This is a genomic window from Achromobacter sp. 1012554356, from assembly GCF_059760815.1.
In genome coordinates this window covers 20040-46861 of the sequence record NZ_JCBANC010000018.1, presented here as the reverse complement: position 1 = coordinate 46861, position 26822 = coordinate 20040, and the positions used below count along the sequence as shown (strand labels likewise).

Annotated in this window: 40 protein-coding genes; 37 read left to right on the top strand and 3 right to left on the bottom strand. The window is 58.6% G+C overall.

Annotated features, from left to right (window positions below; all coding sequences use genetic code 11):
* Positions 1-296 precede the first annotated feature (296 nt).
* From AC6LJW_RS11560 to AC6LJW_RS11515, 10 genes are all read left to right on the top strand, one after another.
* The gene (locus tag AC6LJW_RS11560; protein WP_498087321.1) at positions 297-539 is read left to right on the top strand and encodes a hypothetical protein; all 243 of its coding nucleotides are present in this window, start codon (positions 297-299) and stop codon (positions 537-539) included.
* A 54-nt stretch (positions 540-593) separates the two neighbouring features.
* Positions 594-914, top strand: coding sequence for a hypothetical protein (locus tag AC6LJW_RS11555; RefSeq protein ID WP_498087320.1), 321 nt, complete (start codon positions 594-596; stop codon positions 912-914).
* A gap of 201 nt (positions 915-1115) precedes the next feature.
* Positions 1116-1331, top strand: coding sequence for a hypothetical protein (locus AC6LJW_RS11550; RefSeq protein WP_498087319.1), 216 nt, complete (start codon positions 1116-1118; stop codon positions 1329-1331).
* Between the two features lie 118 nt (positions 1332-1449).
* Positions 1450-1851 (top strand): hypothetical protein, encoded by a 402-nt coding sequence (locus AC6LJW_RS11545; protein WP_498087318.1) that lies wholly within the window; start codon positions 1450-1452, stop codon positions 1849-1851.
* 159 nt (positions 1852-2010) lie between these two features.
* Positions 2011-2427 (top strand): hypothetical protein, encoded by a 417-nt coding sequence (locus tag AC6LJW_RS11540; protein WP_498087317.1) that lies wholly within the window; start codon positions 2011-2013, stop codon positions 2425-2427.
* A 15-nt stretch (positions 2428-2442) separates the two neighbouring features.
* A complete protein-coding gene (locus AC6LJW_RS11535; RefSeq protein WP_498087316.1) occupies positions 2443-3033 on the top strand; it encodes a hypothetical protein in 591 nt (196 codons plus the stop codon).
* Between the two features lie 4 nt (positions 3034-3037).
* Positions 3038-3622, top strand: a complete 585-nt coding sequence (locus AC6LJW_RS11530; protein WP_498087315.1) for a hypothetical protein — start codon at positions 3038-3040, stop codon at positions 3620-3622.
* A gap of 44 nt (positions 3623-3666) precedes the next feature.
* Complete coding sequence (locus tag AC6LJW_RS11525) at positions 3667-4200, top strand: hypothetical protein (protein ID WP_498087314.1); 534 nt, start codon at positions 3667-3669, stop codon at positions 4198-4200.
* Between the two features lie 53 nt (positions 4201-4253).
* Positions 4254-5579, top strand: a complete 1326-nt coding sequence (locus AC6LJW_RS11520; protein ID WP_498087313.1) for a hypothetical protein — start codon at positions 4254-4256, stop codon at positions 5577-5579.
* A 295-nt stretch (positions 5580-5874) separates the two neighbouring features.
* A complete protein-coding gene (locus tag AC6LJW_RS11515) occupies positions 5875-6348 on the top strand; it encodes a hypothetical protein (protein WP_498087312.1) in 474 nt (157 codons plus the stop codon).
* A 119-nt stretch (positions 6349-6467) separates the two neighbouring features.
* Here the strand turns inward: AC6LJW_RS11515 and AC6LJW_RS11510 are convergent, their stop codons facing one another.
* From AC6LJW_RS11510 to AC6LJW_RS11500, 3 genes are all read right to left on the bottom strand, one after another.
* Positions 6468-6893: a hypothetical protein gene (locus AC6LJW_RS11510; protein WP_498087311.1), complete on the bottom strand. Its 426-nt coding sequence runs from the start codon at positions 6891-6893 to the stop codon at positions 6468-6470.
* A 26-nt stretch (positions 6894-6919) separates the two neighbouring features.
* On the bottom strand, positions 6920-7828 hold the full coding sequence (locus tag AC6LJW_RS11505; protein WP_498087310.1) for a hypothetical protein: 909 nt from the start codon (positions 7826-7828) through the stop codon (positions 6920-6922).
* A gap of 99 nt (positions 7829-7927) precedes the next feature.
* On the bottom strand, positions 7928-8653 hold the full coding sequence (locus AC6LJW_RS11500; protein WP_498087309.1) for a hypothetical protein: 726 nt from the start codon (positions 8651-8653) through the stop codon (positions 7928-7930).
* Between the two features lie 183 nt (positions 8654-8836).
* On the opposite strand from AC6LJW_RS11500, the gene AC6LJW_RS11495 reads away from it, so the two are divergent.
* The 27 genes from AC6LJW_RS11495 to AC6LJW_RS11365 all read left to right on the top strand — a co-directional run bounded on the left by AC6LJW_RS11495 (position 8837) and on the right by AC6LJW_RS11365 (position 26801).
* Positions 8837-9739: a recombination-associated protein RdgC gene (locus AC6LJW_RS11495; RefSeq protein ID WP_498087308.1), complete on the top strand. Its 903-nt coding sequence runs from the start codon at positions 8837-8839 to the stop codon at positions 9737-9739.
* 99 nt (positions 9740-9838) lie between these two features.
* A complete protein-coding gene (locus AC6LJW_RS11490; protein ID WP_498087307.1) occupies positions 9839-10117 on the top strand; it encodes a hypothetical protein in 279 nt (92 codons plus the stop codon).
* Positions 10114-10716 (top strand): hypothetical protein, encoded by a 603-nt coding sequence (locus AC6LJW_RS11485; RefSeq protein WP_498087306.1) that lies wholly within the window; start codon positions 10114-10116, stop codon positions 10714-10716. Before AC6LJW_RS11490 ends, AC6LJW_RS11485 begins: the two co-directional genes overlap by 4 nt.
* 23 nt (positions 10717-10739) lie before the next feature.
* The gene (locus tag AC6LJW_RS11480; protein ID WP_498087305.1) at positions 10740-11372 is read left to right on the top strand and encodes a DUF6012 family protein; all 633 of its coding nucleotides are present in this window, start codon (positions 10740-10742) and stop codon (positions 11370-11372) included.
* Positions 11373-11382: 10 nt separating this feature from the next.
* Positions 11383-12021: a hypothetical protein gene (locus AC6LJW_RS11475; RefSeq protein WP_498087304.1), complete on the top strand. Its 639-nt coding sequence runs from the start codon at positions 11383-11385 to the stop codon at positions 12019-12021.
* 339 nt (positions 12022-12360) lie between these two features.
* Positions 12361-13986 carry an ATP-binding protein gene (locus AC6LJW_RS11470; RefSeq protein ID WP_498087303.1) on the top strand — a complete coding sequence of 542 codons (1626 nt, stop codon included), beginning with the start codon at positions 12361-12363 and terminating at the stop codon, positions 13984-13986.
* A gap of 463 nt (positions 13987-14449) precedes the next feature.
* Positions 14450-14599: a DUF5989 family protein gene (locus tag AC6LJW_RS11465; protein ID WP_498087302.1), complete on the top strand. Its 150-nt coding sequence runs from the start codon at positions 14450-14452 to the stop codon at positions 14597-14599.
* Positions 14600-14691: 92 nt separating this feature from the next.
* A complete protein-coding gene (locus tag AC6LJW_RS11460) occupies positions 14692-15225 on the top strand; it encodes a hypothetical protein (protein WP_498087301.1) in 534 nt (177 codons plus the stop codon).
* 10 nt (positions 15226-15235) lie between these two features.
* Entirely contained in the window at positions 15236-17005 is a 1770-nt protein-coding gene (locus AC6LJW_RS11455; protein ID WP_498087300.1) for a carbamoyltransferase family protein, read from the top strand.
* Positions 17006-17045: 40 nt separating this feature from the next.
* The gene (locus tag AC6LJW_RS11450) at positions 17046-18266 is read left to right on the top strand and encodes an SGNH/GDSL hydrolase family protein (RefSeq protein ID WP_498087299.1); all 1221 of its coding nucleotides are present in this window, start codon (positions 17046-17048) and stop codon (positions 18264-18266) included.
* Positions 18267-18306: 40 nt separating this feature from the next.
* On the top strand, positions 18307-18690 hold the full coding sequence (locus AC6LJW_RS11445; RefSeq protein WP_498087298.1) for a hypothetical protein: 384 nt from the start codon (positions 18307-18309) through the stop codon (positions 18688-18690).
* Positions 18683-19234: a hypothetical protein gene (locus AC6LJW_RS11440; RefSeq protein ID WP_498087297.1), complete on the top strand. Its 552-nt coding sequence runs from the start codon at positions 18683-18685 to the stop codon at positions 19232-19234. Before AC6LJW_RS11445 ends, AC6LJW_RS11440 begins: the two co-directional genes overlap by 8 nt.
* A gap of 10 nt (positions 19235-19244) precedes the next feature.
* Entirely contained in the window at positions 19245-19751 is a 507-nt protein-coding gene (locus AC6LJW_RS11435) for a hypothetical protein (RefSeq protein ID WP_498087296.1), read from the top strand.
* Positions 19752-20051: 300 nt separating this feature from the next.
* Positions 20052-20276, top strand: coding sequence for a hypothetical protein (locus AC6LJW_RS11430; protein WP_498087295.1), 225 nt, complete (start codon positions 20052-20054; stop codon positions 20274-20276).
* Positions 20277-20287: 11 nt separating this feature from the next.
* Complete coding sequence (locus AC6LJW_RS11425) at positions 20288-20683, top strand: hypothetical protein (RefSeq protein WP_498087294.1); 396 nt, start codon at positions 20288-20290, stop codon at positions 20681-20683.
* Positions 20684-21199 carry a hypothetical protein gene (locus AC6LJW_RS11420; protein WP_498087293.1) on the top strand — a complete coding sequence of 172 codons (516 nt, stop codon included), beginning with the start codon at positions 20684-20686 and terminating at the stop codon, positions 21197-21199. It abuts the gene before it with no gap.
* Positions 21196-21588, top strand: coding sequence for a hypothetical protein (locus tag AC6LJW_RS11415; RefSeq protein WP_498087292.1), 393 nt, complete (start codon positions 21196-21198; stop codon positions 21586-21588). Before AC6LJW_RS11420 ends, AC6LJW_RS11415 begins: the two co-directional genes overlap by 4 nt.
* Positions 21589-21800: 212 nt before the next feature.
* On the top strand, positions 21801-22151 hold the full coding sequence (locus tag AC6LJW_RS11410; RefSeq protein WP_498087291.1) for a hypothetical protein: 351 nt from the start codon (positions 21801-21803) through the stop codon (positions 22149-22151).
* 13 nt (positions 22152-22164) lie between these two features.
* Entirely contained in the window at positions 22165-22794 is a 630-nt protein-coding gene (locus AC6LJW_RS11405; protein ID WP_498087290.1) for a hypothetical protein, read from the top strand.
* A gap of 360 nt (positions 22795-23154) precedes the next feature.
* A complete protein-coding gene (locus AC6LJW_RS11400) occupies positions 23155-23589 on the top strand; it encodes a hypothetical protein (protein WP_498087289.1) in 435 nt (144 codons plus the stop codon).
* Positions 23590-23603: 14 nt separating this feature from the next.
* On the top strand, positions 23604-24296 hold the full coding sequence (locus AC6LJW_RS11395) for a hypothetical protein (RefSeq protein WP_498087288.1): 693 nt from the start codon (positions 23604-23606) through the stop codon (positions 24294-24296).
* The gene (locus AC6LJW_RS11390) at positions 24296-24511 is read left to right on the top strand and encodes a hypothetical protein (RefSeq protein ID WP_498087287.1); all 216 of its coding nucleotides are present in this window, start codon (positions 24296-24298) and stop codon (positions 24509-24511) included. Before AC6LJW_RS11395 ends, AC6LJW_RS11390 begins: the two co-directional genes overlap by 1 nt.
* 169 nt (positions 24512-24680) lie before the next feature.
* The gene (locus AC6LJW_RS11385) at positions 24681-24935 is read left to right on the top strand and encodes a hypothetical protein (RefSeq protein ID WP_498087286.1); all 255 of its coding nucleotides are present in this window, start codon (positions 24681-24683) and stop codon (positions 24933-24935) included.
* Between the two features lie 102 nt (positions 24936-25037).
* Complete coding sequence (locus AC6LJW_RS11380) at positions 25038-25217, top strand: hypothetical protein (protein ID WP_498087285.1); 180 nt, start codon at positions 25038-25040, stop codon at positions 25215-25217.
* 95 nt (positions 25218-25312) lie between these two features.
* Positions 25313-25786, top strand: a complete 474-nt coding sequence (locus tag AC6LJW_RS11375) for a helix-turn-helix domain-containing protein (protein WP_498087284.1) — start codon at positions 25313-25315, stop codon at positions 25784-25786.
* A 366-nt stretch (positions 25787-26152) separates the two neighbouring features.
* Positions 26153-26458, top strand: coding sequence for a hypothetical protein (locus AC6LJW_RS11370; RefSeq protein ID WP_498087283.1), 306 nt, complete (start codon positions 26153-26155; stop codon positions 26456-26458).
* Positions 26459-26516: 58 nt separating this feature from the next.
* Positions 26517-26801, top strand: coding sequence for a hypothetical protein (locus AC6LJW_RS11365; protein ID WP_498087282.1), 285 nt, complete (start codon positions 26517-26519; stop codon positions 26799-26801).
* The last annotated feature ends 21 nt before the right edge of the window (positions 26802-26822 follow it).

Sequence of the window (26822 nt, the reverse complement as noted above, 5' to 3'; positions counted from 1 at the left end):
TTATAGGGGCCGCGAACTATGCATGACCACAAGCCGAACGGAACATTGCTTTTCATCCTGGGCGTAATCATTGGAGTGGGCGTCTTGCACAAAGCGCTCAGTGATCGCCCGCTTTTGGTCGCAATTATTGCGGCCCGAAATGAGCCTCTTATGTGGGTTTGGGGGGCGGTCCTCGTGTTCCTGGTGCTCCCGGCACCGCTTTACTACCGGGCATGGAAAAAGCGCCGGGCTTCGCTCAAAGACGGCTCCAACCAGCTCTGAGCTGTGCGACCCTGGCAATTACTGGACTCTCGACAATGGTTCAACGCGACGACCTCGTGACGCTGAAGGATGATCCTGATCTGCCCATCTTGGCGCGGGTCAGAAAGCAGATAGCAGGGCGAGTGGGTACGGTCCTGACAGCATGGGATCCTGTGGACGGCCATCCGGCCTTCTGGATGCAATGCACCGTGCGGTTTCCCGCCGTGGGCAGAAAGAAAGATGTCACCCTCGACTTGATGCAGGGCTGGATGCGCAAGCAGGTGGATCCGGAAAAATAGCCTTTTGGCTGCGAAATCCGGTCTATTTTCAAACCCACAGCAAAAGGAAGCTGTATGCGCGTTATTTTCGGTTTTTATGCATCCATAATCGCGTTTCTCGTCTTGAACATGGGCTGGGTGTACTCCCACGCGAGTTTCGTCCGCCACGCGGAAATCATCATGACTCCCAAAACGGCTGTCGGCCTGGGCTTGATGAGCGAGAGCTTTGCGCCCCGATCTGGTGGACTGGTGTTCCAGAAGAACAAGCTGGGCGGCTTCGATTACCGGGACGCGAAGGCCCTGGCATACGCCCGCAGCACTGACAATACCAATTTGGACGTTCCCGCCGAGTGCGAACGTATCGGCGGTTGCGAAATGACGCTTGGGAAGCCTTAAGGCGGCGTTCGTATCGCATCCGCGCACTGTTGGCGTCGAGCTATTGCAATTCATCAACCATCGAGGGTTATAGAACTCATGCTGTCAACACAGTCGTCTTTCACAGCACGCGCTTTTTGCGTCGTGGCGTTCCTGAGTCTTCTCGTAAACGTTTCCCTCGCGTTCGCTCACAGCCTCTTCTACTACCAAAGAGACATCATCATGTCGCCCAAAGCGGCTGTCCGCCTCGGCCTGATGAACGACAGCCATGCCCCTTGGGCTGTCGGATTGGTGTTTCGGAAGAACGACAACGGCGGGTTTGATTATCGCGACCGCTCGCAATTTAGCTTCCTCGCCAGCACACAGCACACTGATCTGGACATACCAGCCGAGTGCGAACGGGTCGGCGGTTGCGAAGTCCGGATCCCTCTGCGTTAGTCGGGTGCAGGCTGCAAGCTGCTGAGCATCAGAATCCCGCGCTTCTACGGGCATGGGTTATAATAGTTTTAACCGACGCCCCCACGCCCGTCTGCACGGCGTGAACCTGGAGAACGCCATGCCTCAGACTCGAACCGCCATCATCGAACCGCCGCCCCTGGATCACGACGCCATGATGGAGCGCCGATTCGGCAGCAAGGTTAGCCCCCGGGGGCGCTTGGAGCGCCGAATCGTGGCGAATCTCATCGCCCACTTGGAGGCCAACGGCTTTCAGGTCACTGGGCTTTACGACGGCGAAGAGCTTGAGCCGTGCTCCGACATGAAATCCGCCATGGAGTTGATCTTCAACTTGGACGAGGCGTGGCTTCGCGTGCGCAAGGCCGAATGCGATGGTGATCGTGAGATCTTCCTCGTGCTGGGCAACGGTATCGATACCATCAGCGACTGGACTTATCTGGCGTCTGATCCTGACGGGTTCAACGCCGCCATGAACGCTTTTGATGCAGACAGGTTCGCCTGACGCCCATTTGCTGATCCGGCTCCGGTCAGCGGTCCATTCCGCCGTGCCCGCGACGCAGCTCTTCCGGGCTGCGTCCGCAGAAGTGCTATAAAATACCGATCAATAGACGGTATGAATTACTTTAAATCCACTCCGTTTACTTTGCCCTTTGGAATTCTCATGCTGAAGCGATTGATTGCCGTCCCGTTCCTTGCTGCGACTCTGGGTCTCGCCGCGTGCGCCACGCAGAACGCGAGCAAGCCCCTTTCCCCCGAGCGCGAGCAGTCCGCTCAAAAGCCCAAGCGTCAGGCCAATGCCGCCGAGCTTTCCGCCGTCACCGCCGCAATGAAAGCCGGGGCAATCGCACCGACGAGCGTTGAAATCAAGGACATGTGGGCTGACGATTCGTCGGCCAACATCCGTAATTATTGCGCCCAAGCCCGGGGCAATGACGCTGCGGGTCGCATGATGCCCTGGGCGATCATCACCGGGAACATCGTGGACGATGGCAAGGTGGTGGACGCCAACGTGCTTTCCGTGGGCCGCGACGCAAAGGCGCTCTGCCGCCAGATGCACTATCCGACCGGGGCAAAATAGTTGCGAGCCGCGATCTTGGCCAAGCTGGCGGGTGCCGCCCACGTTCTCAATCGCGGCGCGGTGATTCGGCTGCCGCTGATTCTGGCACTCGCCGCGCCCCTGGCCTGGGGGCAGGCTCAGGCCAAGCAGACGCCGCCATTCCCAAGGTCGTTCTTTGATCGCCAGACCCTGGTCAAATCGTTTAGCTGGGAGCACACCCAGCGCTTTATGTCCAGCGGCTTCCCAGTGGTGGCTTTCACAGCGAAGGCCATGCCCCAAGAGCTGGTGGCTCCGCTGGTGGTCCTCCATTTCCTGCGTGATCGGTTGTACTTCCAGGACTGCGACGACATCGAATGGGAGGTTGATGGCCACACTCTGGAGCCGCTGGGCCACGACTACAAGCACCACGCACGCATCAGCGTGACGACCGAAACCTTCCGGTTCGCGTTCTCATGGGCGGACCTGGAAGAGCTTTCCGGCGCAAAGCGCGCCCGAGTCCGCCTCTGCCAGGAACACATTCCTCTCGTGCCGATTGAGCAGATCGCCCTTCGGAAGATGCTTGAGGCCTTGATTCAGCACTCGGTAGACGAACATCCCGAGAGCACTGAGCAGCGAGCCACGAAGTAGAACCATGCGCCTGCAACCCCTTCTCTTTGCTTGGGTGATCGCTACCCCGACTGCGTTCGCTGCACAGGCGATTCAGGATCCGAACCTCACCGCGACCCCTACAGGGCAGGGGGGCGGTGAAATCTACGCGTGGACGCCCATGCTGGACCGGATCCCCATGAACGCTCCCTACATGAGCTTTCACGTTCAAAAGGGCGGCGATTCGGGGGCGGTGGAACCAACCATTGTCCTGAACGTAAAGACGACTGCGCCTCTGGACAGGCGGTGCGCCACCAGCGCTATCGAGATCGGCGGCAAAGCGATCAGCCCTGCGCGAAGCTCGACCGTCACGGCGCGGTTGCCGCAGGCGGGGGTCTTGGAGATTCGCAGCAAGACCGTCTCGCTCGATACGTTGCGCGCCATCGTTGAGCCTGGAGACGTTGAGTATGTGATCTGCGGGATGAGATCGAAGATCTCAAGCCAGGAGCGCGAAGGCCTCAAGAAGGTGATCGGGTTGTTCGATGGAACGCTTCGACTCTCCGACGAATTCGACCATCCGCTCATGCGGCGCTTCGCACCGCCGCGCTCACCGGGCGACGCTACCCCCTGAAAGCCTGTCACATCGCTCCCGTACCCATCCCATAAGGAAAGACCATGCGCCTCTTCATCGGCATCCTCGCGATGCTCCCGGCCTCGATTGCTGTTGCTGCGCAAGTCGCGACAGATCCGAACCTCTTCGCCAGTCGCGATCCCAACCGTGATGCTGACATCTACACCTGGGCCGTTTCGTCGGCGGAGATTTCCTTGAACCGCCCATATCTAGGCTTCTTCGTGGAGCGGGACTCCAGCCGCCGTCCCCAAGCGCCCACGATGGTCATCAGCGCGAAGACCGCAAAGGGGCTTCGCCCTGAATGCCGCAATGCGGTATGGACCGTAGACGGCGCAGTGATAAAGCCTCAAGAGCAAGCCAACCACATCGCCAAACTGCCGCAGGCGGGCGTGTTGGAGAACCTGAACAGCGTCTTTACGGTTCACGACCTGCGTACCGTTGCCGCCGCCGAATCGGTCAAGTACAAGCTGTGCGAAAGCGAGTACGCGATGACCGAGAAGGAACAGGAAGGACTTCGCGGTGTGCTGGGCCTGTTCGACGGAAGGCTCGTGATCAAAGAGCACCCCGCACACGACTAGGCATTCAACTACACCCCTTGGCCAGAACGTCCAATAACAGAGCGGCGAGCTAAATGAACCGCCCCGAAACACAGCAGCGCGAGAAAACAATCATGCGAGTGATCAAAACACTAAAAGCATTTCGCCATTCGTCGATTGCCCTTCTGGCGCTATCGATTCCGATTGGCCTGGGGTTGAATCTTTTGGCGTCAATGTTGGGTCCAGTTCCAGGCGGCTTGCCGTTCGTTCTCGGCATGTTGGCGTTCATGATCGCTTGGATCGTGTTGCATCCATGGGACAATTCTCGCTCGACCGTTCGCGCCTTTGGCGCTTTCCTCTACGAGCATCGCGCTTCATGCTTACGCGCAGCGGCCTACATCGGCATCTGCGCGTTTTTTAACGCCTACCGCACGCAGCCCGCGTCTCCAGAGCTGAGGGAGGTGCTGGCTTTGGCCGACAGTTTTGGCATGATGTTTCTGGCCTTCTTGCCCGCCGCCGCGTACCTCTACCGAAGCTCCGGGTTCTGCTTGATGGGGTTCGCGGTCCGATTCTTGCATAACGCGGCTATCCTGCATTTCGTCCTTTGGCTGGGCGGGAAGTTTGGAGATCACGGCTTGGCATTCGTGTCCACCCACGTTCACGCGGCGATTGCGGGAGCGGTCCTCATCGCAGTGTTTCTCATGCTGGCATGGGCTACAGGGAGCCTTCGGGACGCTCCCGCCAGTTCGGCGGACGAGCACGAACCCTTCGCGTCGATGTCGCACCAGATTTCCAAAACTACGGCCCGCGACACACGCTACATCGCCGCGCACGAGGCAGGGCATGTGATGTGCTATGGAGCGTTGGGAAGCCTGCCAGAAGACTTCACCGTGGCAGTAAAGCAGGGCATGGATGGCACGGGGATTTTGGGCTATGTCTCTGGCTTTCAGAGGGAGCATCGACTTGTGGAGCGCACGTTCGCCGAGTGGCTGATGCTCACGCTTCTCGCGGGAAAGATGGGGGAAGCCCGAATGCAGGGCGAAACGACCTTCGGCAGCCGGGCAGATCATGCTCAATGGCTCGCGCTCGCCCATGACTACTTGAGCACGCTGTCTGACGGCATCTACTACGCCCAGCCCACGACGGACCTCGAACAGAAGCACAACGCCGACGCACTCCATGCGCTGCAAGGCAAACAACTGAAGATGCTGGGCGTGCTCTTTGATCTGAACGTGGATGTGTTCGAGCGGCTTGTGACCGAACTTGAGGTAAAGCGCACGCTGGGTCGAGCCGAAGTGATCGACCTTATCACCCGGATCAATCTGCCCTCTGGCTTTCCAATGCCCTTTGGCGCGTTCGAAAAGTTCTCCGACGAGTGGGTCGGTGACAACACCATCCGCTGCCCGGCCACGCACGCGTAGCCCACTATTGCCTTGCCTCGGATCCATAGCCCACCCGACTCCCCGATGAGATATTTCCTATGCTTGATGCGGCTCTTTCTGAGCAGAAAGATATCGCTCGCAACAGTCAGGTACGCCCTGAGAGAGCGCCCATTGGCGGTTGCAGGGCGCGGCGGCTCATACGCAGTGTGGCCAGATCTCCACGACAACGAGAATCGAATGCAGCGTAGGGCGCTTGCCGCGCTGCGAAAGCGCTCCCGACGAAGCTGAGCGGTCGATCAAAAGCGATTCAACACCAAGATAACGAGGACGAGGGATGAATAACGGCGCAACCCCGCAACGCCTGAGGCTGAAGGCTGCGGCAGCATTGGCGCTATGCGGCCTAGCGTTGCTTTATCCAGCTTTGCAGGTTGGAGAACGGCTGGTGGACCGGGCCATGGCCACGATCACGGAGCGCGTCTTGGACGAAGCTAAACACGTCGCGCTTGTCGTGGGTCCGATGCTCGCCGTCACGGTTTCGGGAGAAGTCGGATTCACGGTGGGAACCGACACCTGTTTAGGTACGCAGCGCGACACACTGCGCTCGCTATCTTCAGCGGCGGTTGGTGTTGGCACGGCGAACTGCATCGTCGTCGGACCTTCAACGGCGCAGGTACGTGTGACCCTCCTGTTCGATGACTCTCTCGACGCGACAGAGACGTGGGCCGTCGAACGCAGCGACAAGGGGGTAAAATTTTTGCGTCCTGACGGCGCTCCGGTAGTGCTCTACGAGTCCCACATGCTGATTTAGCAGCCCGGTGTCAGGCAACAGAAAGGGCCGCAACTCACATGAGTCGCGGCCCTTAGCTTTTTCAGACGAGCTGGGGTGACGGAGCGTGGACGCTTGCTTGCTATCAAACGCTTCAGCACTTAGGAATAGAGGGGCGCCAGATCCTCCAGCGCCTCTCTTTCCAGATGCGTCCAATCGCGCACATCTTCCAAGGTCAACACCCCCCGGGCCGCGCTCGCTTGCAGCGATGCATGACGGTCCACTCTCACCGCATCGAACGCAGCGATTTGCGCCACCAGTCGGTCATGCAGTGATTTCGGTCTTTTGCCGTAGCGGTAGCTGATGACGACGACGGCCAGGGCGACCGCCAGCATGAGCGCCCACGAAACGCGCCACGGTTCGAGGCCCAGGTGTTCGACGCCGAGAATCCCGGCCATTGCCGCAGCCGCATGCAGAATCGCGAAGTTGAGGCGCGGATTAGCGCCTTTCCACGCCATCGCGAGCGTGAGATTGATTTCATCCAATTGGCGCAGCTTGGCTTGGCGCTCAGCAATATATTCGTACATCCTCATTCCTTATCTGATTCGGCTGCTCATTCGACTTGCTTCTGAACGAACGGGCTATCGGGCGCGCCCTTCGGGTTCAGCAAGGCGTTGATTTCCGTTGTCTCCCACAAGATCCAATCTTGCACCTCACGCACCTGCAAACCGTGCACCGCAGCATTTGCGAGAAGCTGCTGATAGTCATCGGTGTTCACTGGTTGATACGCTCGAATTTGCTCTTCCACCTGAGAATTCCATGGCGCGTGCCTCTTGCTGACAAGCCAAAGAGCAGCCATCGACAGCAGCCAGAGAATTTGCGGCAGACGCCACCAATCACTTCCGGGCGAAACGTCGTATCTCTCTAAAATCTCGATCCCTGCGAAAACGGGGAGTCCCCACGCCAAGGCACGCAGCATCGGGGGACTTAGGCCCATCGACATAAGTTGTGTCGTGCGACGAAGCCGCTTGAGTTGCCGCGCTTTCTCATCCAGATCAGTCGGGCCGCGCTGATCCGATGCAGCGCTTACGCCATTTGAGTGATGCGCATGCTCTGAAAACAATGCGACACACTCACGGTTAAGCCACGCTCCAAGCCTATAACCAGTGAAACCGAGTTTTGCAACGTCGCGTTGAAGTGAGCGAAATGCGTACTTATCAACGGGGTCGTAGGCCAGTAAAAGGGATTCCAAGCGCGGCGTTCCGTCTTCGGGTTTCTTTCCGAAGCGACGCACCGCAATGCACACCGCAGCGCCGCCCGCAAGCGCAATGCAAAGCGTCTGCCATAGCGGCAGCGCCAACCAGTAGTAGCACGCTGCCAGGAGCGCAATGCCGGTTATACAGCCGCCGCGCGCCGGAGCCAGCGCGCGTGGGCTGGAGTTGGGGCAGATCGCGTCCGTCGCATCCCTGATCTCTCTCAATTGCAGCGCTTTCGCGTCGAATTCCTGGCTTATTGTTTTCACAAGATTTCCTGTTGGGTTGTACTGCCGCCCCGAGTTCAATGGTTTCTTCAACCCTTGCGGTGGATGAGGCGACGTGGCGCAATAGTCCTTGAACGTCCTTCAGACAACCTTGTCCTCAAAGGCGGGGTGTGTCGCTTCCGTACCTCGGGCGGCATTCATCAACGCCTCACGCTCCTGCGCGATCCAGTAAATCGGGTCGCGCTCTTTCGCATCGAATCGACACATCTTCTTGATCAGACTTTGATGGGCATCTTTGTTCACTGGGCGGTAGCGGGCAATCTGCTTTTCCCAGATTGGCCGCATCGATCTCGGCTTCGACGAGCGCAAATAGCAAACCCACCCAATCAATATGGCTGCGAACAGCGAACGGCTGTACGGGACTTGCCAAAGACCCGGAATCAAGAACTCCACGCCCATGAGGATTGCGAACGAAAAAGCGCCCAACAAAAGGGTGAACTCCAGGCGGGGATTTCGCCCTCTTCGTTCCCAGCGAATGGTTGTGCAAATCGCCTCCAGCTCTCGTAGCTTGCTTTCCAACGACTGGTCTTCGAAAACAGACGCCGGAGTGCTAGCCAGACTTTCATGCTGGGCAGTCTGACTCGGAATGGCAACGCCGTTGGGCATATCCAAATCGACGTTACCGTCAATCAGCGCAAGGACGCGGACCGCTTCCTGTCCATGCGCGGCGATCATTTGCTCCCTCACGCCCGCAGGAACGTGTACTCGGACGCCGACCTTGCGGGCCTGAAAGAGGCCTGAGGCCCCCTCGTTCAGCGTTTTGAAGGCGTCTGCGACGTTCTCAGCATGGAAATTGGTATTGGCCAATGGAGGCACCTTAAGTGGTCGGGGTGGATGGATAGTGAAGGAAACCTAGCAGGGGTGGCGGCACCGGACCTGATGGTCCGCAGCCCGCCGTGCAGCGCTTGAATGTTTTGGAGTATTATTTTAACGCTATTTGATATTGATATCCCTCCGTTCAAGCCACCCGTCTTCTCTTTACGAGGCCACATGTTTTTCAAGAACCTGAAGATCTACCGTCTGGGTGCGTTTGACCTGAGTGCAGCGGCGTTGAGCGACGCGCTCAGCAAGTTCCCGTACCAGGAAGGGCAGGCCGTCGAATCAGGCACCATGGGGTGGGTGGACCCTTGCTCGCATTCAAGCCACGGGGTGGTCCATGCCCTCGACGGGCAATACCTGCTCACGCTTCGGGTCGAGAAAAAGCTTTTGCCGACCGCAGTCGTCAACAAGCACGCAAAGCAGAAGGCCAAGGAAATCGAAGAGCAGCAAGGCTACAAGCCGGGCCGCAAGCAGATGAAGGACATCAAGGAGCGAATCATTGACGAGCTTCTGCCGAAGGCCTTCTCCGTTCCCCGCGATACAAACGTCTGGCTCGACACAAGGAACAAGTGGTTGGTGGTTGAGACGGCCTCCAGCGCCAAGGCAGATGAAGTTATGGGCATGCTGGGCAAGGCCATTGACCCGTTTCCTGTTGAAACGCTGCATCTGAAGACTTACCCCGCCGCAGTGATGACCGACTGGCTCGCGACGGATGAGCCGCCCGAAGTCTTCTCCATCGACCAGGACACTGAAATGCGCTCCGCGACCGAAGAGAAGGCGACGGTGAAGTACGTGCGTCAGTCCGTCGATGCTTCGGACGTGATGCGCCACATCCAAGATGGCAAGCGCGTCACGCGTTTGGCGCTGACGTGGAACAGCCGAATCAGCTTCGTCATCACCGACAACTTTGACATCAAGCGCGTTGCACCGCTTGATGTGCTGAAAAAGGAGAGCGATTCGGCCTCGAACGCCGAAGAGCGCTTCGACGGCGAATTCACGCTCATGACGGGCGAGCTGTCCAAGGTCATCGCGGAACTCGTCGCGGCCTGCGGCGGCGAGCACGATGACGCGTAACCCGTCAGCAGACGATCAAGGCTCAGCTCTCATGACATCATGCTTTCCGACGCGCATCCTCATCGCTGGCCGGGGCACAATTCTTACCGAGTTCCAAAAATGAAGATGCTCGACATGATCCAAACCATTCCTGGGGTGGGCAGACTCGTGGACAAGAACATTCGAACGGTCGTCGCGAAAATCTCCTTTGTCAGCCCGGAGGAACACCCCTCCGGCCACACTCCCAGCGCTCCGGCCTGGATTGTGCAGGCGGACGCGCCCGTGCCGATCTACCAGCACGCGCCAACCCGGCAAGAGGTCATCGAGAAGACGAAGCTCTACCTCTCGTCCATCGGTTTCAAAGGGCCGCTGAAGATCGTCGAGGCCGACGAAGAATGAACCGCGCTCTCACAGGTGCGCGCAGCATCGCTACCCTGGCGGCGACCTCCCTTCTTTTGTTGGGGTGCTCTACGCCCCCCTCGCAAGCCGATCACGGCGATATGGTCCTGAACGCGCATAACGCGCCGCAGGCTCCGCAACGCGACGTGGTTCTGGGTGGCTACGACAAGCAGTTGGGCGGCCAGGACACCACGCTTTCGACATCAGACGGGATCCTCAATCGCGGCGGGGCGCAGTATCACCCCCAGAAAGATCAAGTCCTGAACGACAAGCCCGTTCGCGAGCGGCCCGAGGCCGACACGCCAAAGCGGTCAGTCAGCGTGCCCGAGCTGGCAGCCATAACCATTGCGGTATCCAAGTCGGCAGAGGATCCCAATGCCGTATCGATTGTGCGTGCGCGAATCGATGCCACAAGCAACCCGGTGCGCCCGTTCTGCGCAAGGCTGAACGATTCCCGGCTCGATGACGCGAACAACCGCTTCAATGTCGTATTTGGGATCGTAGAGCAGGGCAGCGGGCAGCGGGCGTTTGCCGCAATCGTTGATGCTGGAGAGCGCGCCGCCGTTGCGTGTCGCTCCCTTGGATACCTCTCAGACTAGACCCCCTCAAAGAAGGCAATTTGATGCTCATCCACGTCACGCCCAGGATTTACCTCCAGTACGCCCCCGAGGAAGCCCTTCCTTGCACTCTTTATGACGTGGTGATCCCCGAGCTGGGCCTGCGTCTGGACGGCAAGCAGGATCTGGTTGCGCGCAAACCGTATCCCAACAAGAACTACCTCGTCGCGTGCCGCAAAGTCGGTCGTTTCGCGGTGTCGGGAATCCTTGTTGAGTCGCAAGTGAGGCTGGCTACGTTCACGGTCGTGACGCGGTGGCGAACAGCCTACGGCCTGCACACTCACGAAGTGACATACGAAGTCCTAGACGGGGAGTTCGATGCGGTCAGCGACAACATGGTGCTGTGGGGTGGCTGCAAGCGCGATGGCTCCAACTGGAGCAATCGATACCCCGAGTCTGCCCGCGCGTGGAGTCCCGTCAAAGCTGAGCCTCGCATGATCTTGGCGGGCCGGGACGAACGAGTCCTCGAAGTGGTAGAAATGCGGGACATGTACGGCGTGGTGTTTGATCGGAAGGAAACCTTCCCGATCCCCTCACTTGAACGCGAACGACTGCTTAGCCAGTTTCCTTCATCGCTGCGCCTTCCGACCATTGGCGATGCGTTCTTTGCCGACGTGATGCCGAAGAAAGCCGCCTGAGCGAGAAAACATGTCCGATCTTTCCCTTCAAAAGCGCTTGGCGGCTCGCATCAGTGCCGCGCAGCACACCCTTACCATCAAGACCGAGAAAGCTGTCTATGCGGCAGTGCAACGCCTGGGGTTCGCGGCATCGCTGGAGCGCCTGAACGTCGTGAGCGCAATCGCGCGCAGGATGTCGCCACTATACGTTGACCACTGCGTCATCCATGGGTCGGTGTGCTGCGATATGTACGATGAGCATCCGGGCTACGCCTACTTCTACAGGGACGGTTCTCTCAGCGCGGACCTTACCCCGTATCGGCACCTTGCGGACGCGCAACAGCACGCGCTCGAAATCTGGCACGCCCAGCGCAAAGACGACGACGAGGACAAGGACGAGTGGGATGGGAAGTTCATTGCAGGCACCACCATCGTCCTCAAAGACCAATTCGGCAGGCCAATCGATGAGTTCGACGGCAAGAGCTGGTCCCTGATCGAACCCGAGGAAAGATGGCCGGAACTGCTTGAACAGGTCAGTGCTCTGCGGTCTGAAGCCCACTTTGAATCGGGTTGGGATAACGCTTCGACGGCTGCCGACCTCAGGCGACGCGCCGACAAGCTGGAGCGCGCCGTGCAGATCGCGGAACTGCGCCCCCGTGTCATCATCTGAGGCGAAACGGCTGATTTTGTAAGCGCCGCTGGCCCGGCGCGCTGATGGCCCCAGATGCGCATATAATTCAGCCACAGACATACCTGATCGCAATCGCTGATCGGATCAAAGAACTTGTTAGACCAAGTAGGCGAGGGCCTTGAGAACCCTCATTGGAGAGGTGAGCGGCGCAAGTCGCTCCCTCTATCCGCCTTCTTCTCCCCGCAGTAAACCCCTCGACGTTGCAATTCCCGACAGCCGCGCTGCCGCGCCATATGGGTTATAATACCGTCACCATCGCGGCCTGTCCGCATCCACAATGCCAGCAGGCCGACAGCGCCCGCACAACCGGAGTGTTGAATGTCTCTCGTCGTTTCGTCCGAACTCATCAATGCGACCCAACATCCCGCGCTCAAGCGCTACCGCGCCGTCAACGAGCAACACCGCGACCGCGAAGTAGAGATCAGCAGCAAGGACATTTCTTCCGAAGTGCTCAACGAGCTGATCGCGGCGGCGAAGCATGTGGATGACAAGAAGGCTGGCCGGGCATTTGAGTCGATTCTGAGCGCGCTGTCCGGCGAGTTCGATAAGCCGGTGCCCAGCTTCATTGCGTTCAAGGGAGTGCTCGAATCATTCCTCAAGCATGAGGCCATCGACGGGTGGCTTTACGCCACGGGCAATGACGGCCTGTTGTATCCCCACCTCGTTATGAAAGTGGTCTACGACGATGGCAGGCGGTCTTCGCGCGATAAGCCGCAGCCCACTGTGAGCATCCATACGATGTGCTATGGGTTCAAAAACGAGGGAAATCGCGATGAGAAGGTAGGCGTTTATTCGCGAACTTTCTCGTTTTATCCAGGAGCAGTTGTGCGTCGTCGAATCGCAGACATCCTGGCCGAGGACGGTATCTACAAAGAGACTCCGGCTCTGCGCGAGGAATATCAAGCCTCTATCAAGCGCCATCGCAGCCTTACTCAAGATGCCTTTGCTCAGCAATTCCGGGTTTCGGGCAAGCCATACGCATACGCCGACCCGTATCGGCGAAACAGCGTTGCGCTGATCAATCGACGTGTCGTCCATGACCTGGAGCCGAAGGATTTCGGGGCGATTGTCCGTCATGGCGAGTCCTATATCTTTGAAGGCCGCGAGGACGCTGACGATGCCGCAGTGGTGCCGGAGCACCCCGTCGTGAAGGTGTTTGACCTTCAGACGCACGAGTTCTTCTGGGTGCATGCCGACAACATGACGCCCTATGTCTACAACAAGAGCCTGCGCGACAAGCTCATCCTGCCGGAGAGCCACCGCGACCTGCTGGACGTGCTGACCACCGATATCGGCGCGTTCGTGGAAGATATCATCGAAGGCAAGAGCGCGGGCAATGTCATCCTCTGCAAGGGCGTCCCCGGCGTGGGTAAGACGCTCACGGCGGAGGTCTACGCGGAACTGATCGACCGCCCCCTCTACAGGGTTCACTCGGGGGAGCTGGGCACAACCGCCGACAAGATTCAGGAGGGCCTGGAAGAGATTTTTCAACGAGGCAAGCGTTGGGATTGCGTGCTGCTGCTGGATGAGGCCGATGTGTTCGTGGTTCGACGGGGCAACAACATCGAACAGAATGCCATCGTGGCCGAGTTCCTTCGCGCGCTCGAATACTTCGATGGCTTGCTCTTCATGACCACCAACCGCCCCGACGACATCGACGACGCAATCATTCCGCGCTGCGCGGCGATCATTGACTACAGCCCCCCCACTGAAACGGCTGCGGCTGCGATTTGGCGGGTCATGGCCACCCAATTTAAAGCGAAGTTGGACGACGACATGGTAGACAAGCTCGTGAGCCTGTTTCCAGGGATCGCCGCCCGGGACATCAAGATGCTGTTTCGCCTCGCCCTGCGCGTTGCGCGCTCCAAAAAGCTGGAACTGACACTCGATACGTTCCGAATGTGCGCAATGTTCCGCGCCATCAAGATGAAAACCGAAGATTGATGCCGTTTTGCCTTTGTGTATGCGATCCGGCCTCCTAGAATCAGTCATCAGCAGGCTTGACGCCTCAACCGGAAGCGTTTTGCTTCGTAATCATTTTTGGAGGTTTTGTGCTTGGCATTCCCACCACCGCCCCGCGCTCTGGCCCGCGCCGCGTCGTGCCCCATCTGTCACGATGCGGCGCGGGGTGGCGGGTATGAGCCTCAAGTCTTCAGCGGTTCAGGCCGTAAAGGTGAGGGCGATGCCTCGCGCGTCCGGCTTTTTTGAGAAGGGCGGGCGCGCTCTCGCTGTTCTGCCCCTGGCGATCATCTTCTTCGGGCTGATCACGCCTGTCGCCCTCATCGGACGGCTTCGGGGGCGAGACGAGCTTGGCTTGAAACGCCCCAGCTCGCGCAGCTACTGGACGGCACGCCCCCAGCGAGAGGCCTCGTCCGACTCTTTCTACAACCAGTACTGACCGACGACCATGGCATTTATCACGGAGCTGTACCAGTTCCTTTCCAGTCGAAAGAAGCTTTGGATGCTACCCATCATCTTAGTCATGATCGTGGTCGGCAGCCTGATGATGGTCGCGAAAGGCTCTGTGCTCGCACCCTTCGTCTACACGCTGTTCTGACGACTGGTTTTCACCCCACGCCACGATGCGATGCCTTGATCCGAGGCGGTTCTCGTGGCCACTGATTCATCAACCCAACAGGAGCAAGTAGGATGAAAGTAGTCTTGGCAGAAGATCTGGATCCGTTCGACGGAGAGGAAGCAGCGTTGGTCGTTGTGGAGATCGCGCGCTCGGAGATTGAGCGGCACCATTTCGCGCCCACGCTTGACAAGCTTCGGGGCCTCACTGATACGCCCGAACGAGTGAAGAAGTATCGTGACAGCGTGGCGTTCATGGTCGCGGGCTACGACGACGATCCTCGCGAACTGTTCGAGATCCCGGAAGTCCGCACGTTCTTTCAGTCGATCACGATTGAGTGGCCGCATTGGCTCTGGTTCCTGACCCGTGAAGAAAACGCCAACCAGTTGGGGATGCTGTTCTCGCTTCTCTGCGGCGCTCAGTGGGTGGATCCTGCGGACAAGTCCAAGCGTTACTTTGTGAACGAACGGGCGCTGGCGCTCCAGGTGGAGGACATGCTGATGCGCGGCGACGTGCTGTTCACCACCAACGGCATCACGGTCGAAGAGAAGCGCACCTCACTCGACACCGCCATGAAAGCGCTGGGCATGACCAAAAGCTCCGTCTGATTGGCAAAACATGCGTATCCTGGGAATCTCGGCGTTCTACCACGACGCCGCCGCCTGTTTGGTGGAAGGCGGCAGCATCGTGGCGGCAGCGCAAGAAGAGCGCTTCACGCGCCGCAAGCATGACCCGAGCTTTCCCCGCCATGCGATCCGGGCATGCCTGGACATCGCGGGTATCGCCGCTGACGATGTTGACCTCGTGGTCTTCTACGACAAGCCATTCGTGAAGTTCGAGCGCCTGCTCGAAACCTACTTGGCTTGCGCCCCGCGCGGCTTTGCCAGCTTTGTGAAGTCCATGCCCGTATGGGTCAAGGACAAGCTGTTCCAGAAGTCAGTCATCCTCAAAGAGCTGCGGGGGGCGGTGAGCCAGCAAGTGGACTGGGCCAACCGCCTGATGTTTGCAGAGCATCATTTCAGCCACGCCGCCAGCGCCTTCTTTCCGTCGCCCTTTCAGGATGCTGCGGTGCTGACCATGGACGGAGTGGGGGAGTGGGCCACGACCACTATCGGCGGGGGGCGCGGCAACACCCTCAGCATCGACCGCGAGATTCGGTTTCCTCATTCCCTCGGTCTTCTCTATGCGACCTTCACCGCCTTTCTCGGGTTTCGGGTGAACTCCGGCGAGGGGAAGGTGATGGGACTCGCGCCCTACGGCTCGCCGTGCTTTGCCCCTACGATATTGGACAACCTGATTGATGTGAGGGCCGATGGATCCTTCGCGCTGAACATGTCCTATTTCGACTTCGCATGGGGTCCAAGGATGTTCAACGGCAGGTTTGCGTCATTGTTCGGATGCGCTCCGCGACAGCCGGAATCCAACATCGAGCAGCGCCATATGGACATCGCGGCGTCGATCCAGGCGGTGACGGAACACGTCGTCCTTGCCTTGGCCGCTGAAGCCGCGCGGACTACTGAAAGCCGGTCGCTATGTTTGGCCGGGGGCGTGGCGCTGAACTGCGTTGCGAACGGCAGGCTCCAACAGGCCGGGTTATTTGATCGCGTCTGGGTGCAGCCCGCTCCAGGCGATGCAGGGGGCGCGATTGGCGCGGCCTTAGGGGTCTACTACCATGCGCTCAAGAACGAGCGCCTAGCGGCCCATGGCGGGGGCGCGGACGCCATGCAGGCCTGCCTCCTTGGCCCAGAGTTCGCGGACCAGGACATTTGCGAGCAGCTTGACCAAATGGGCGCGGTCTACAGCAGGCTAGGCGACGCCGCCCTTACCGATGCGGTGGCCAGCGCACTTTCGCAAGGGCGCATCGTTGGCTGGTTTCAAGGCAGGATGGAGTTCGGCCCCAGAGCGCTGGGCGCGCGGTCCATTCTGGCGGATCCTCGGTTGCCAGATATGAAGGCAACACTCAATCGCAAGATCAAGCGGCGGGAGGATTTTCGTCCTTTCGCGCCCAGCGTCCTCGCCGAGGATGCGAAGGCATGGTTCGATCTGCGTGCAGACAGCCCTCATATGCAGTTCGTGGCGACCGCCCAAACTGAAGATCTCCATGCCGTTACGCACGTCGATATGACGAGCCGCGTCCAAACCGTTGATGCGGACGCAAACCCGCATTTCCACCGCTTGCTGTCGCGCTTCAAGTCGCTCACCGGATGCCCGGTATTGGTGAACACGTCCTTCAACGTCCGGGGAGAGCCAATCGTCGCGTCTCCCCGCGATGCCTACCGCTGCTTTATGGCCACGGACCTGGACGTGCTCGCTATTGGCAACCTCGTGCTCTACAAACATGAACAACCGACGCCTCAGATCCCGCCCATCGAATTCCCGCTCGACTAATCGCGCCAGCCTTGGTGTGCGTGCGGTTGGGGGCGCAGTCATGCTGACGGCGGTCTACCTCACGGCGGTGATGGGCGACGGCCTTTTGGCCTGGCGGCAACAGACCCTGGACGAGGACGTAGCTGCGCAGTACGCCGAGGCTTCCGCCATTGAGGCGAAGCGCTTTCGCGAACAGGATATCCCAGAGATCCAGGCCGCCGTGGCAGACGGCTACGCCCAAAGCCTCTACCTATCATCGTTCGATACCAGCGCACGACATCGAGCGTTGGCCGAGAAATACGGCATCGCGCCGCTCGCGCCGCAACCCCGCTCCAGGCTCCTATACTGCAACGAGGGATACGGCCTAGTGCGGTATGTCTCTGATCGATATGGGTTCCGAAACTCCGACGCCACCTGGGACCACGAGCAGCTTGATGCGGTCTTGGTCGGTGATTCCTTTGTCCACGGAGCCTGCGTAGGCGACGACCAAACGATATCGGGTCACTTGGCCAGGGCCGGGTTGACCGTGCTGAATCTTGGCACTGGGGGGAACGGCCCAATCCAGTACGCCGCGCTCGCGAAGACCTTTTTGCCGCGCACGTCGCCGCGTTTCGTTTTCGTCTTTTTCCATCCCAACGACAACCTAGACGAGACGGGCAGCGTCTACCGCAGCGTGTTTTTTGGGAGAAGCGCGGCGCAGTATTTCGACGGTCCCGACGACGCACATGCACGTCCTATCTCGAAGGCGCTGGGGGCGCTTTACGCTGAGGCCTCCCAAATGCTGCGCTATCCTTCGCCGGGGGCGGAACTCAAGCCTGCGCCGCTCGTAACAAGGGAGGGTGTGGACGAGCCTTTTCTTGCGAGGGTGGGGCGTTCTCTTCGCTTGACCCACTTGAGAGCGGCGTTCGCCGCGATTTCTTCTGGCGAGCGCCTGGAGACGAATCTTCCCTGGTCAACTCGTCTGGCGGTCGATACGACGCTCGCGGTCTGCCGAAAGCCTTCCTGTACCGCTGCCTTTGTGTTCGTGGCCAACAGCGACTATTGGAGTCCGGACCACCGTGCGGACGCCTACAAGCGGTCCCTCCGGCACTATGTGGAATCCCGGGCAGGAGCGTCTAGCTTCCTAGACACGTCCAAGAGCATTAAGGCGCTGGGAAGGTCTGGCTTCGCCCCGGCAGGAAAGCACTATTCCCCGGACGGGTACGCCCGCGTTGCAGGGCAGGTGCAGCAGATGATTGAGTCGGCAGGCTCGGCGCGGCCCAATTCGCTAGACAAGAATTAAATTAATACATCTAAGCAGTTTGCACGGGTAATGAGTTATAATGCTCTCATACGGTTACACCTTCAACCACGCTGGCATCCTTGAGGCCATCCAAAGCATTATGTTGACACCCGAGCAGCAAACGTGGGGCGACTGCGCTCCGTCCGGCGACCAAGAACAGTTGGACCCGCATCGCATTGCGCAACTGCGCCGACGCATCTGGGCCTGCGGCTTCGGTCAGTGGGTGGCGCTGGCGATGACTCTGATCCCCGCGCTCATCGTTGCGTACTACTCGCACTGGAAGAACGTGGAGTTCACCCTCTGGGAGAAAGCCCCCGCGATCCTTTCCATTATCGTGGGAATCGTCGCGGCGCTGGCCCTCGGGGCGCTTCGCAGGGGCGGTCAAAAGATCCTACTTTTGCAGAATAGCGGTCGCGATGAGTAGCGCAGAGACACAGGTGGCGGTGAGCTTTAGCCGGAAAGATTTCATTGAAACGGCGATGGCAGGCGGCATCGTTCTAAGCTCATGGCTGGTGCTGTTTGTCGCTGTCCCGTACCTCTTTCGCTACGAGAACCGCAACCTTGCGATTCTTGCCCTGCTTGGCCTCCTTTTTACGATGGCCATCGGTATTGCGGCGCTTTGGCAGCGCTACAGGCGGTTCTTTCCGGTGCGGAATCTAAATGGCGACGAAGGGGTGGGCGCGATGGCGCAACCACACCTCTCCAAAGCGAAATCTGCTGCCGACGCAAAAAGGGATCGCTTCTGGGATCTCTTCTGGGATTTCTTCTGGATTCCACTCCTTGGTGTGATGGTGGGGGTGGCCGCAAACATTGCAGCCTGGGTCATTGATTTGCTCGTCAATGGAACTTCGCTTCCGGCTACGCGATTCCTTCTTTGGTCCGCATTGCTCTTCGACTTAGCGGTTGCCATGGTTGCAATCGTTGAGTTGGTCAATCGACTCTTCAAGTGCGCCGCTAAATCGCGGTAGGAGTTTTCACATGCTAAACGGTTCAAATCCCTTCGCACCGTTCCTTCGCGCCCGATTCGTCTCGGTTTCCATGTTTTCGGCCGGGTTTGGCATCGCTCTCCCGGCCTTAGCGAAAGGGCTTTTCGATGCGATCCGCTTCAACGATTTGTGGAGGGTTTTTCTGATCATTGCACTTGGCCTGATCGTCGGAGTTTGCGCGAGTGGGGTACGAAACAGTTACCGCGATCTTCTTAGTTTGGCGCGCATGATTCGGCGGAGCGGCATTGGTCCATTCCCGAAGGAACCTGGGCACGCCAAGGCCCGATTCTGGCTAACGGCGGTCTACGGAGCTTTGGTCGGCATCGCTGTCTTTGTCCTGACCTATGGACTGCGAAGCGCGCCTGCGCCTGGGGAGGCCAACGGTGCGAGCTTCCAGATCGTTCAAAGCACCCCGATGGTGTACGTTTACGCGGCATGTGCTTTCGGATTGGTGAGCGCCTACGGCTTGTACGTGTCGTGGAAGTCGATACGTAAGTGATGTGGCTGGGTGATGCGGCTGGCCAACGCCAAGCCGCATTTTCGTGAACGCATGGGTTATAATGATGTCACCGTCCGCGTTAGGTCGCTCGGTTAGCGCGCTAACCGACCGTCGCGTTAGCGCGCTAACCGAGATTTGAACCTGCGCAGGGTACGAAGGAGGGGTTTAATGCGGCTAAATTGCGACATAAGTACCCTTTGGTAGCACATAGAGGGGGGTGTGGGGCTGTATGAATGCACAGCGGTGCGCTACAGTGGGATCTCCGCGACACGCAAAATCCGAGTTTTTCGGAGGTCAAGCATGGACACGAAGATCACACCCAAATCCGACGAGCAAAAGGACTGCCAAGCTAAGGCCGACCTGTTCTTTGCCGACGCCCACAAGAAGGCGAAAAGCCTCAAACGGATTTCGACTGCGCGTGCGCAAAATGCGCGCATTCGGGAAGTGTTGTTTTCATTACGAGAAGGCCTGATTGCGGGACAGATCGCCAAGAGCGGTCGTGCCCCGCCCAGACTCAGGCCGTGACCTGGACTTTTATGACCTTTGCAGATGGCGCAGTTGCGCTTGCCGACGAACACCTCACTGCCGAATTCTTCCAAAAAAACGGGGTGCGTCTTTCAGTTGAGGCAGTTGCGGCCACTGGCATTCGCCCTGGCCGCAACCCCACTGATCCCGGCCCCAATTTTTTCTACTGGACGGCGAACGGTGCGGTTTTCCTCGTGGACTTTGGCGACGGGTTCAGCAAGCCCCTCCATGACTCTATCGATGCGGCTCTCGCAATAGTGCGAGCTTCAGGCGTCAGCCTTGACGCAAAGCAGGTGTACTGGCGAAGCGCCGCGAAGGAATGGCATCGCCATGAGCACCCGTCCGACCGTTCGACCACCGCCAGCGCAGCGGCACGGTCCGCCATCTTCGCCATGGAGGGCTGCTAGATGAAGGGCAAGAGGGGGAAACCCAGTGCCGCGAAGCAGAAGCGCTTCGATCCAGCTCGCGGATGGCAAATCATCAAAACCACCCTCGTCGGGAGCATGCCAGAACCGCAGACGGCTAAGGGACATGCTCAAATCATTCTTCCCGCATACGCCGCACTGTCGATGTTGGAGAAGGGGGGGTTGGATGAAGACGGCTATTTCACACTCAATTCCATGAACGCTGTGTTGTACTGGCTTGCCTGCTACACAAGCCACCAAGGAACCGAGCGCGTCAAAACGGCGATGACCGAAAACATCCAGACCACCTACGCCACCGCCGATGCACTGGCCAGCATCGCCGAGCGCTTCAAACGGCAAGGGAAGTATGGCGGCTCGGGTGTAGAAATCCAGCAGATCAGGTCCATGATCGTAATGCTGGATCAACTGGCGGAGGCCGCACCCTTTAACCTTGTGGTCAAAGCGCTCCAAGAAGCGCAGCGCATGATCGCTCAATACATGAATCAGCGTGCAGCATGAAGCTTGGAAGTGACACCACGAGCTACACCAACTATTGCTTGGCTCAGCCAAGGGTTGATGAACCGAATCCCTCAGCAGGAATGGCTGCGACCGTTCTCCGCAGAACGGACAGGGTAGCCGCGACCGTCACGCACGTATTCCTCGAAGGCGAGCGCCTGTTCGTCCAGGTGCAGGAAGATGAGATTCTGGAGGATCCTGAATGCTCTATCACGCATGAGCCAACTGACGTTTTCGTTCGCGACTCAAACGGTCAAACGCACACCTTCTTCAAAGGCCTGGGCGGGTATTGGCACCATGTGAGCTTCAACAAACGCCGACAGATCTGGATGCATCAGAGCGCCGACTCTCTTCACCTCGGAACGCGGCGTGATAGTCGGATCGAGGGTTGACTCACGCGTTACCGCCCAAGCGCAGCCAAAATAGCCTGTTTCGTATGGGTTATAATGATCCTATTGCTATATGCACCACGATGTGCGCCGTGGGCAAGCTCCGAGCCACGGAGAGCGGACAAATCGGCGTCTAAATAACGCCTTTGCGTTAAACTAACACTTAGCTAACACTGGAACGTTTCAAACATTCCACCACGCAGGGTAGAAAAAAAATGAGATCCAATGAAGTCGGACCCTTCGCCCAAGACCATTCGCCCAACGCGCATGTCGAAGCAACGTCGCATCCGGAATGCCCGCGCATCGATCATATCGTGGTGCAACTGAGAGCAGCGATCAACGCAGCGCGCCAAGGTCTTCAGGCCGACGTTGCCACGTCGGTGTCCACGGAGTTTCGCGTCCGCTACGACGAGAAGGGCGTCGAGCTTTACGCGACAGCCGACTGCATGGAACTCCTGCCCTTCTTCAAGTCTTGCTTGGAAGACTATGGCCTCGAATTCTCGGCGCTCGGCGCACATGGCGTCTTCGTCTATGGCAGCAAGACCACCAACCTACAAATTCACTAGCACAGGTCGTCCCATGAACACGCATCCTATCGACCCGCGAAAGCTCTTCTTTTTCTACCTGCACGACCGCAGCGCGAACAAGACTGTGTATCGATTTGGTGGCGGAGCGTCGCTTGTATCGATGTTTCACAAAGAGACTGGTACGGAGCTTTTGATGCGGCGCGTGGAAGAGGGCGGGGATGCGAAGCGCTGGCGCGGGTACATCCAACACGGGCTGGGATCGATACACGCCACGGACATCATCGTCAGCGGTGAAACCGAGGAAGAGGCCGCACAAAACTATTGCGAAGAAAGGTTCCCGACACTGGCGGGTGAGCGCCTTGGGGGGCCGGGCGAGAAGTCCATCTTTCTTTGCGAGGGTGAGCGAGGGCTGCTGTGGATGCTCGACACAGTGAAGCTTTGCGCCTTGTTCAATCGCTATCACCCGGCGCACCCCCCCTCATTCTTCTGCACCGAAACGCTGCTCAACTGGATGTCGTACGGCGAGCTGTCCCAGGAAGACTACATGGCAATTCTGCGCGACGTTGCTGCCTCGTATCCTCTGGTCATTTGCATGAACACACGAGTGCAGCTCGCGCTCCAGATCACGCAGCTACGGACGCAGCAGCGCGGAGCGCATTACGATGGCTGCCAAATGCAGTGAGGAAGCGCACATGGATCTCCTGGGCAAGTTGATCTGGGGTGGCATAGCGTTCGGCATAATCTCCGCGTCCCTGATGACAGGCAAAAAAGCCGCCTGACTGCCGACAAACCGTTGACCTCCTGCGTTTCAGCAGCTACGGCGCGCAATGCTCTGCCTGACCGTTAGTCCTGCTCTGCGAGTTGGCGAGAGCCGTGGGCATGTTGGCGCGGCCCTGCCGCTGCAACGATCTGTACCAATTTTTTTTGCTGCGATGAGTTAAAATGCTATTAAAGTCCCCCGCTCGACCGTTGACATTTTCAGCGGCGAGCGTGGATAGCTCCACAAGAACAAGAAAAGCAACAGCATTTATTGGGAATCGCAGTGGCCACCACCAGCAATCCGCCCTCCGCCAAAAAGAAGGCACCCGCAAAGAAGCGGCCCGTTAAGCTCACGGGTGACAAGGTGAAGTCGCTCATCCTGCGACTGCTCGCGCCCGAGCGCGAGCTTGTCTACAACGCCGCGACGAAAGAATTCCGCACCATCAACGCGCAGATACTCCACATGCTCAAGGCACTGCTCCAGGACGGCCTGGATGAGAGCCGGGTAGGGAGCATCATCGAGTTCGACGCCTCGATGCGTGTAGGCGGTCCCACCACCACGTTTAGCGTCCGGCTGCCAAACAACCTTCATGCTCAATTGAAGAAGGACGCCGCGAAGGCTTCGCGATTGGCCAAGACCGCCTATTCCGCAGGGCCTCTTTCGGTGAACAGCATCTTGCGGTACGCCGTTCTGAAGCACCAGTCTGAATCGCAATAATGGGGCAGTAGGGAATGACCAAAGCCGAAGATAAGAAGAAGACCACGAGCACTTCGACCTCCGCTGCAAAGCGAGGAAAGGTGTCCGCGCAAGCTGCTGCGTCCACGAAGCCCGCTTCTCGCGCAGCTAAAGCTGCGCGCAAGAAGACCTCGCCCGCGAGTCCTGCTAAGGTTTCGCAGGCTAAGCCGCCCGTGCGCGCAACCAAGGTGAGCGCGTCCAGCGCGAAAACGCCTGCGAAAAGCGCCTCGACCGCGACCTCTGCAAAAAAGCAGGCGGCTAAGCGCAAGGCGTCGCCGTCGTCTACTGCGGACTGGAAGCGCAGCGTGAAGCGAAGCACCTTCAGCGGCAAGCCCGACATGGTGTCGCGCTCCATACGCATGTACCCGGACCAGGAGGTCGAGCTGCGCAAGCGCGCCGCTGAAAGCGACCGCAGCCTCAATGGCCTCATCAACCTGATGGTGGCATGGTATTTCAGCCGCTTCGAGGACGAAGACGCGTTGCAACCTCGCGGCGACCACCGGCCAGCCGACATGGTGATCTACAAGCAAACGTCCTTCCAGTTCCGAACTCGCAAGGAAACTATGGATCGACTTGAGGCTTTCAAACCAGCATTCGGCAAAGCGCTCAGCCCGGTGATCTCCGCAATCATTGACGAATACTTGCGGGATCAGCAGGGCCGTCCCGCTCCTGCGGACAAAACGGAATAATGAGCATCACTTTGGTGAGCGTCATGTACTTCGTTTTTGCCTTTCTGATCTTCGCGCCGTTGCTTCTCGCTTGGAAGTCGTATCGCTGTAGCGCAGTGTTGCGTCGCATCGGGGTTAAGGATAGAGCTTGGGTCGCGATTTCCATCCTGTTCTTCGCGACTTCGATCTTGAGCGTGATCGTCACCTTCGACTACGTGTTCGGACATACCCCTTAAGTCCGACACGACGCGTCGAACGGTCGGGCATACCCGACCTTTTGTCGTCGCCGCGCACGCTGGCATCGCAGCGCTTCCTCACATCGAACCAACGGGAAGCGCTTTCAGCCTTAAAGCACGCCTCATGGCTTGGTATGGGTTATAATAGCTAGCTCAAGGAGCGACACTGATGGACTTTTTTTCTGACTATTTCCTGCTCATTGCACCTTTGGCAATGGGAGGGCTGCTCATCGGGGCAGGAGGCCTCCAAATCCTGTATGGCGTGGGAACGGGACGGTTTTTCATTGGCCTCGGAGTGGCGTTTTGCATGCTGTCCGTCGCTGCCGCGCTGCTCGACGTGAAAAGCCTGCCAACTTTGACGCCGCCACAAACCAGCCCGTCCCATCCGAGCGCGTCCAATACACCGGATGAGGCCCGCGTCTAAGGCGCAAGAACGCCACACCCGCAAACCCAGCTCAATGGCTGAGCAAGATCAAAGTTAGCTCGTTTTGATGGGTTAAAATAACAATTTGCTATGGAAGCACAAATGAATCTCGTGGCTACCCATTGGATCGGCATCTTTATGCTGGTTGTGAGCTTTATAGGCCTGGGGATCAGCTTCAGGCCTAACTCGCGCCGGACCGACAGCCTGGTGACGGCGTTTGGATCTATGGCATTGGCCTTCGGCTCGATTGTGCTGTGGAACATGAATCCCATGGTGCCTTAGGTGTTTAGGTGAGTCCCGTCTAAGATCGGTGCGATGCCGGAGGCGTAGGCTTCCGCAAGACTTCCTTTTTTTGCCAAGGCTTCAGCGAGGCGCTAGTGAAACATTCCATTGAAATCGGCACTCGCATTCGTCAGGTTCGCGGGGACGCACCGCAGGCCGTGTTCGCAGAGCGGCTGGGAGTGAATCGCACCACGATCCGCCGCTGGGAAGAAGGCGAGTTGCTGCCGAACGGGACTTCGCTACTCAATCTCATGATGTGCTACGGTGTTGACGCGAACTGGATTCTGACCGGGAAGGGCAGCGCGCCCGCGATGGTAGCGTCTCACGCAGAGCACCACCTATTGCAGCGCGTGAGAGCGCTGGAAGCGGGTGCTCTGGCGGAAGTGTTCGCGTTGCTGAAGCTGGAGCGCTACTTGATCGAGCGTCAGGATCACGAGTGGCGTTGGGACACATTCGCCCGTGCGGACACTCTTGAAGAGGCTCATTCGCTTGCAAGCGAAGGGCTTCGACGCATCATCGACCTGTTTTCAGGCCAAGTCGTCTTCATCAGCCCAGGCGCACGTTTTTGACCCTTCGCCCCGAGAAAGACCTCTATGAAAAGATCAGACCTCAATCATTTGCGCCGCCTCGTAGCATGGGTGCGCGTTGAAGTAGGGCAGACGCCACGCAGAGATTGTGGCCACGGCGCAATCGGTCGCGGATGGGTTGGGACACCCCGAAATGTCCGATGCAGCGAAGTTGCGGCTGATTGAATCGTACGACCGCGCACGAAGCGTTCCGAAGTATGTACGTGAAGCTGTTGCGGCGCTTTCCAAATACCTTGAGACGGAAGGGCCGGTAGTCGCGGAGGTCGGTCAAGATTCGAGCGCGCCTTCAGCCTTGAGCGCGCCCAATGTTCCCCTGGCAGTTCATCAATCGTCCAAGTAGAGCGGGGAATGGCGCTACGCACCGAACATCTGGTTGTTGAGGCAGATCTTCCTGACTTAGATGATGTGCCGATCGCTGTGCTCTTCAATCCCTACCACGGGCCTTGTGGAATCTATTCAATAGTGATCAAGCCTTTTCCATGGGAGAGCTATCCTCCGCACTCACCTTGGGAGGACAACGTAGTGATCGGGTGGAACCGCGCTGCGGAACAGGTCGCGCAGAACAGTGGCCACGGTTCAGTAGAGGCCTACGTCAAATCCGAGATCCGCAGGGCCGTCGCCATGCACCAGCGAGGGAAGGGCGCTGGCGCATGAGTATCGCGCATCGCCATTGAGCTGCGACGGAACTCGACTTGCCCTGGACGCAGTAAGCATGAACACATCAGAACGCACTTCACATAGCTTCTTGGACGACATCAAAGCCATGGGCGGAGGGTCGTACCAGGACGTGCGCCAGTTGGACGACGGAACCATTGTCGGTATCGGGCGCTTGCTCTACACGACAGCTATCTACATGGATCTCTCGCTTTGGGGATGGGGGCAGCGGTTTTGCTACAACAAAGCGGAACTCGCAGTGGCCGAGTACCGCAAGCTGCAAACTGGCAATGATGAACCACAGGGCTGGATTGCGAGACGCCCACTTGATCCGTGCAACTGACGACAACACCATTCGATAACG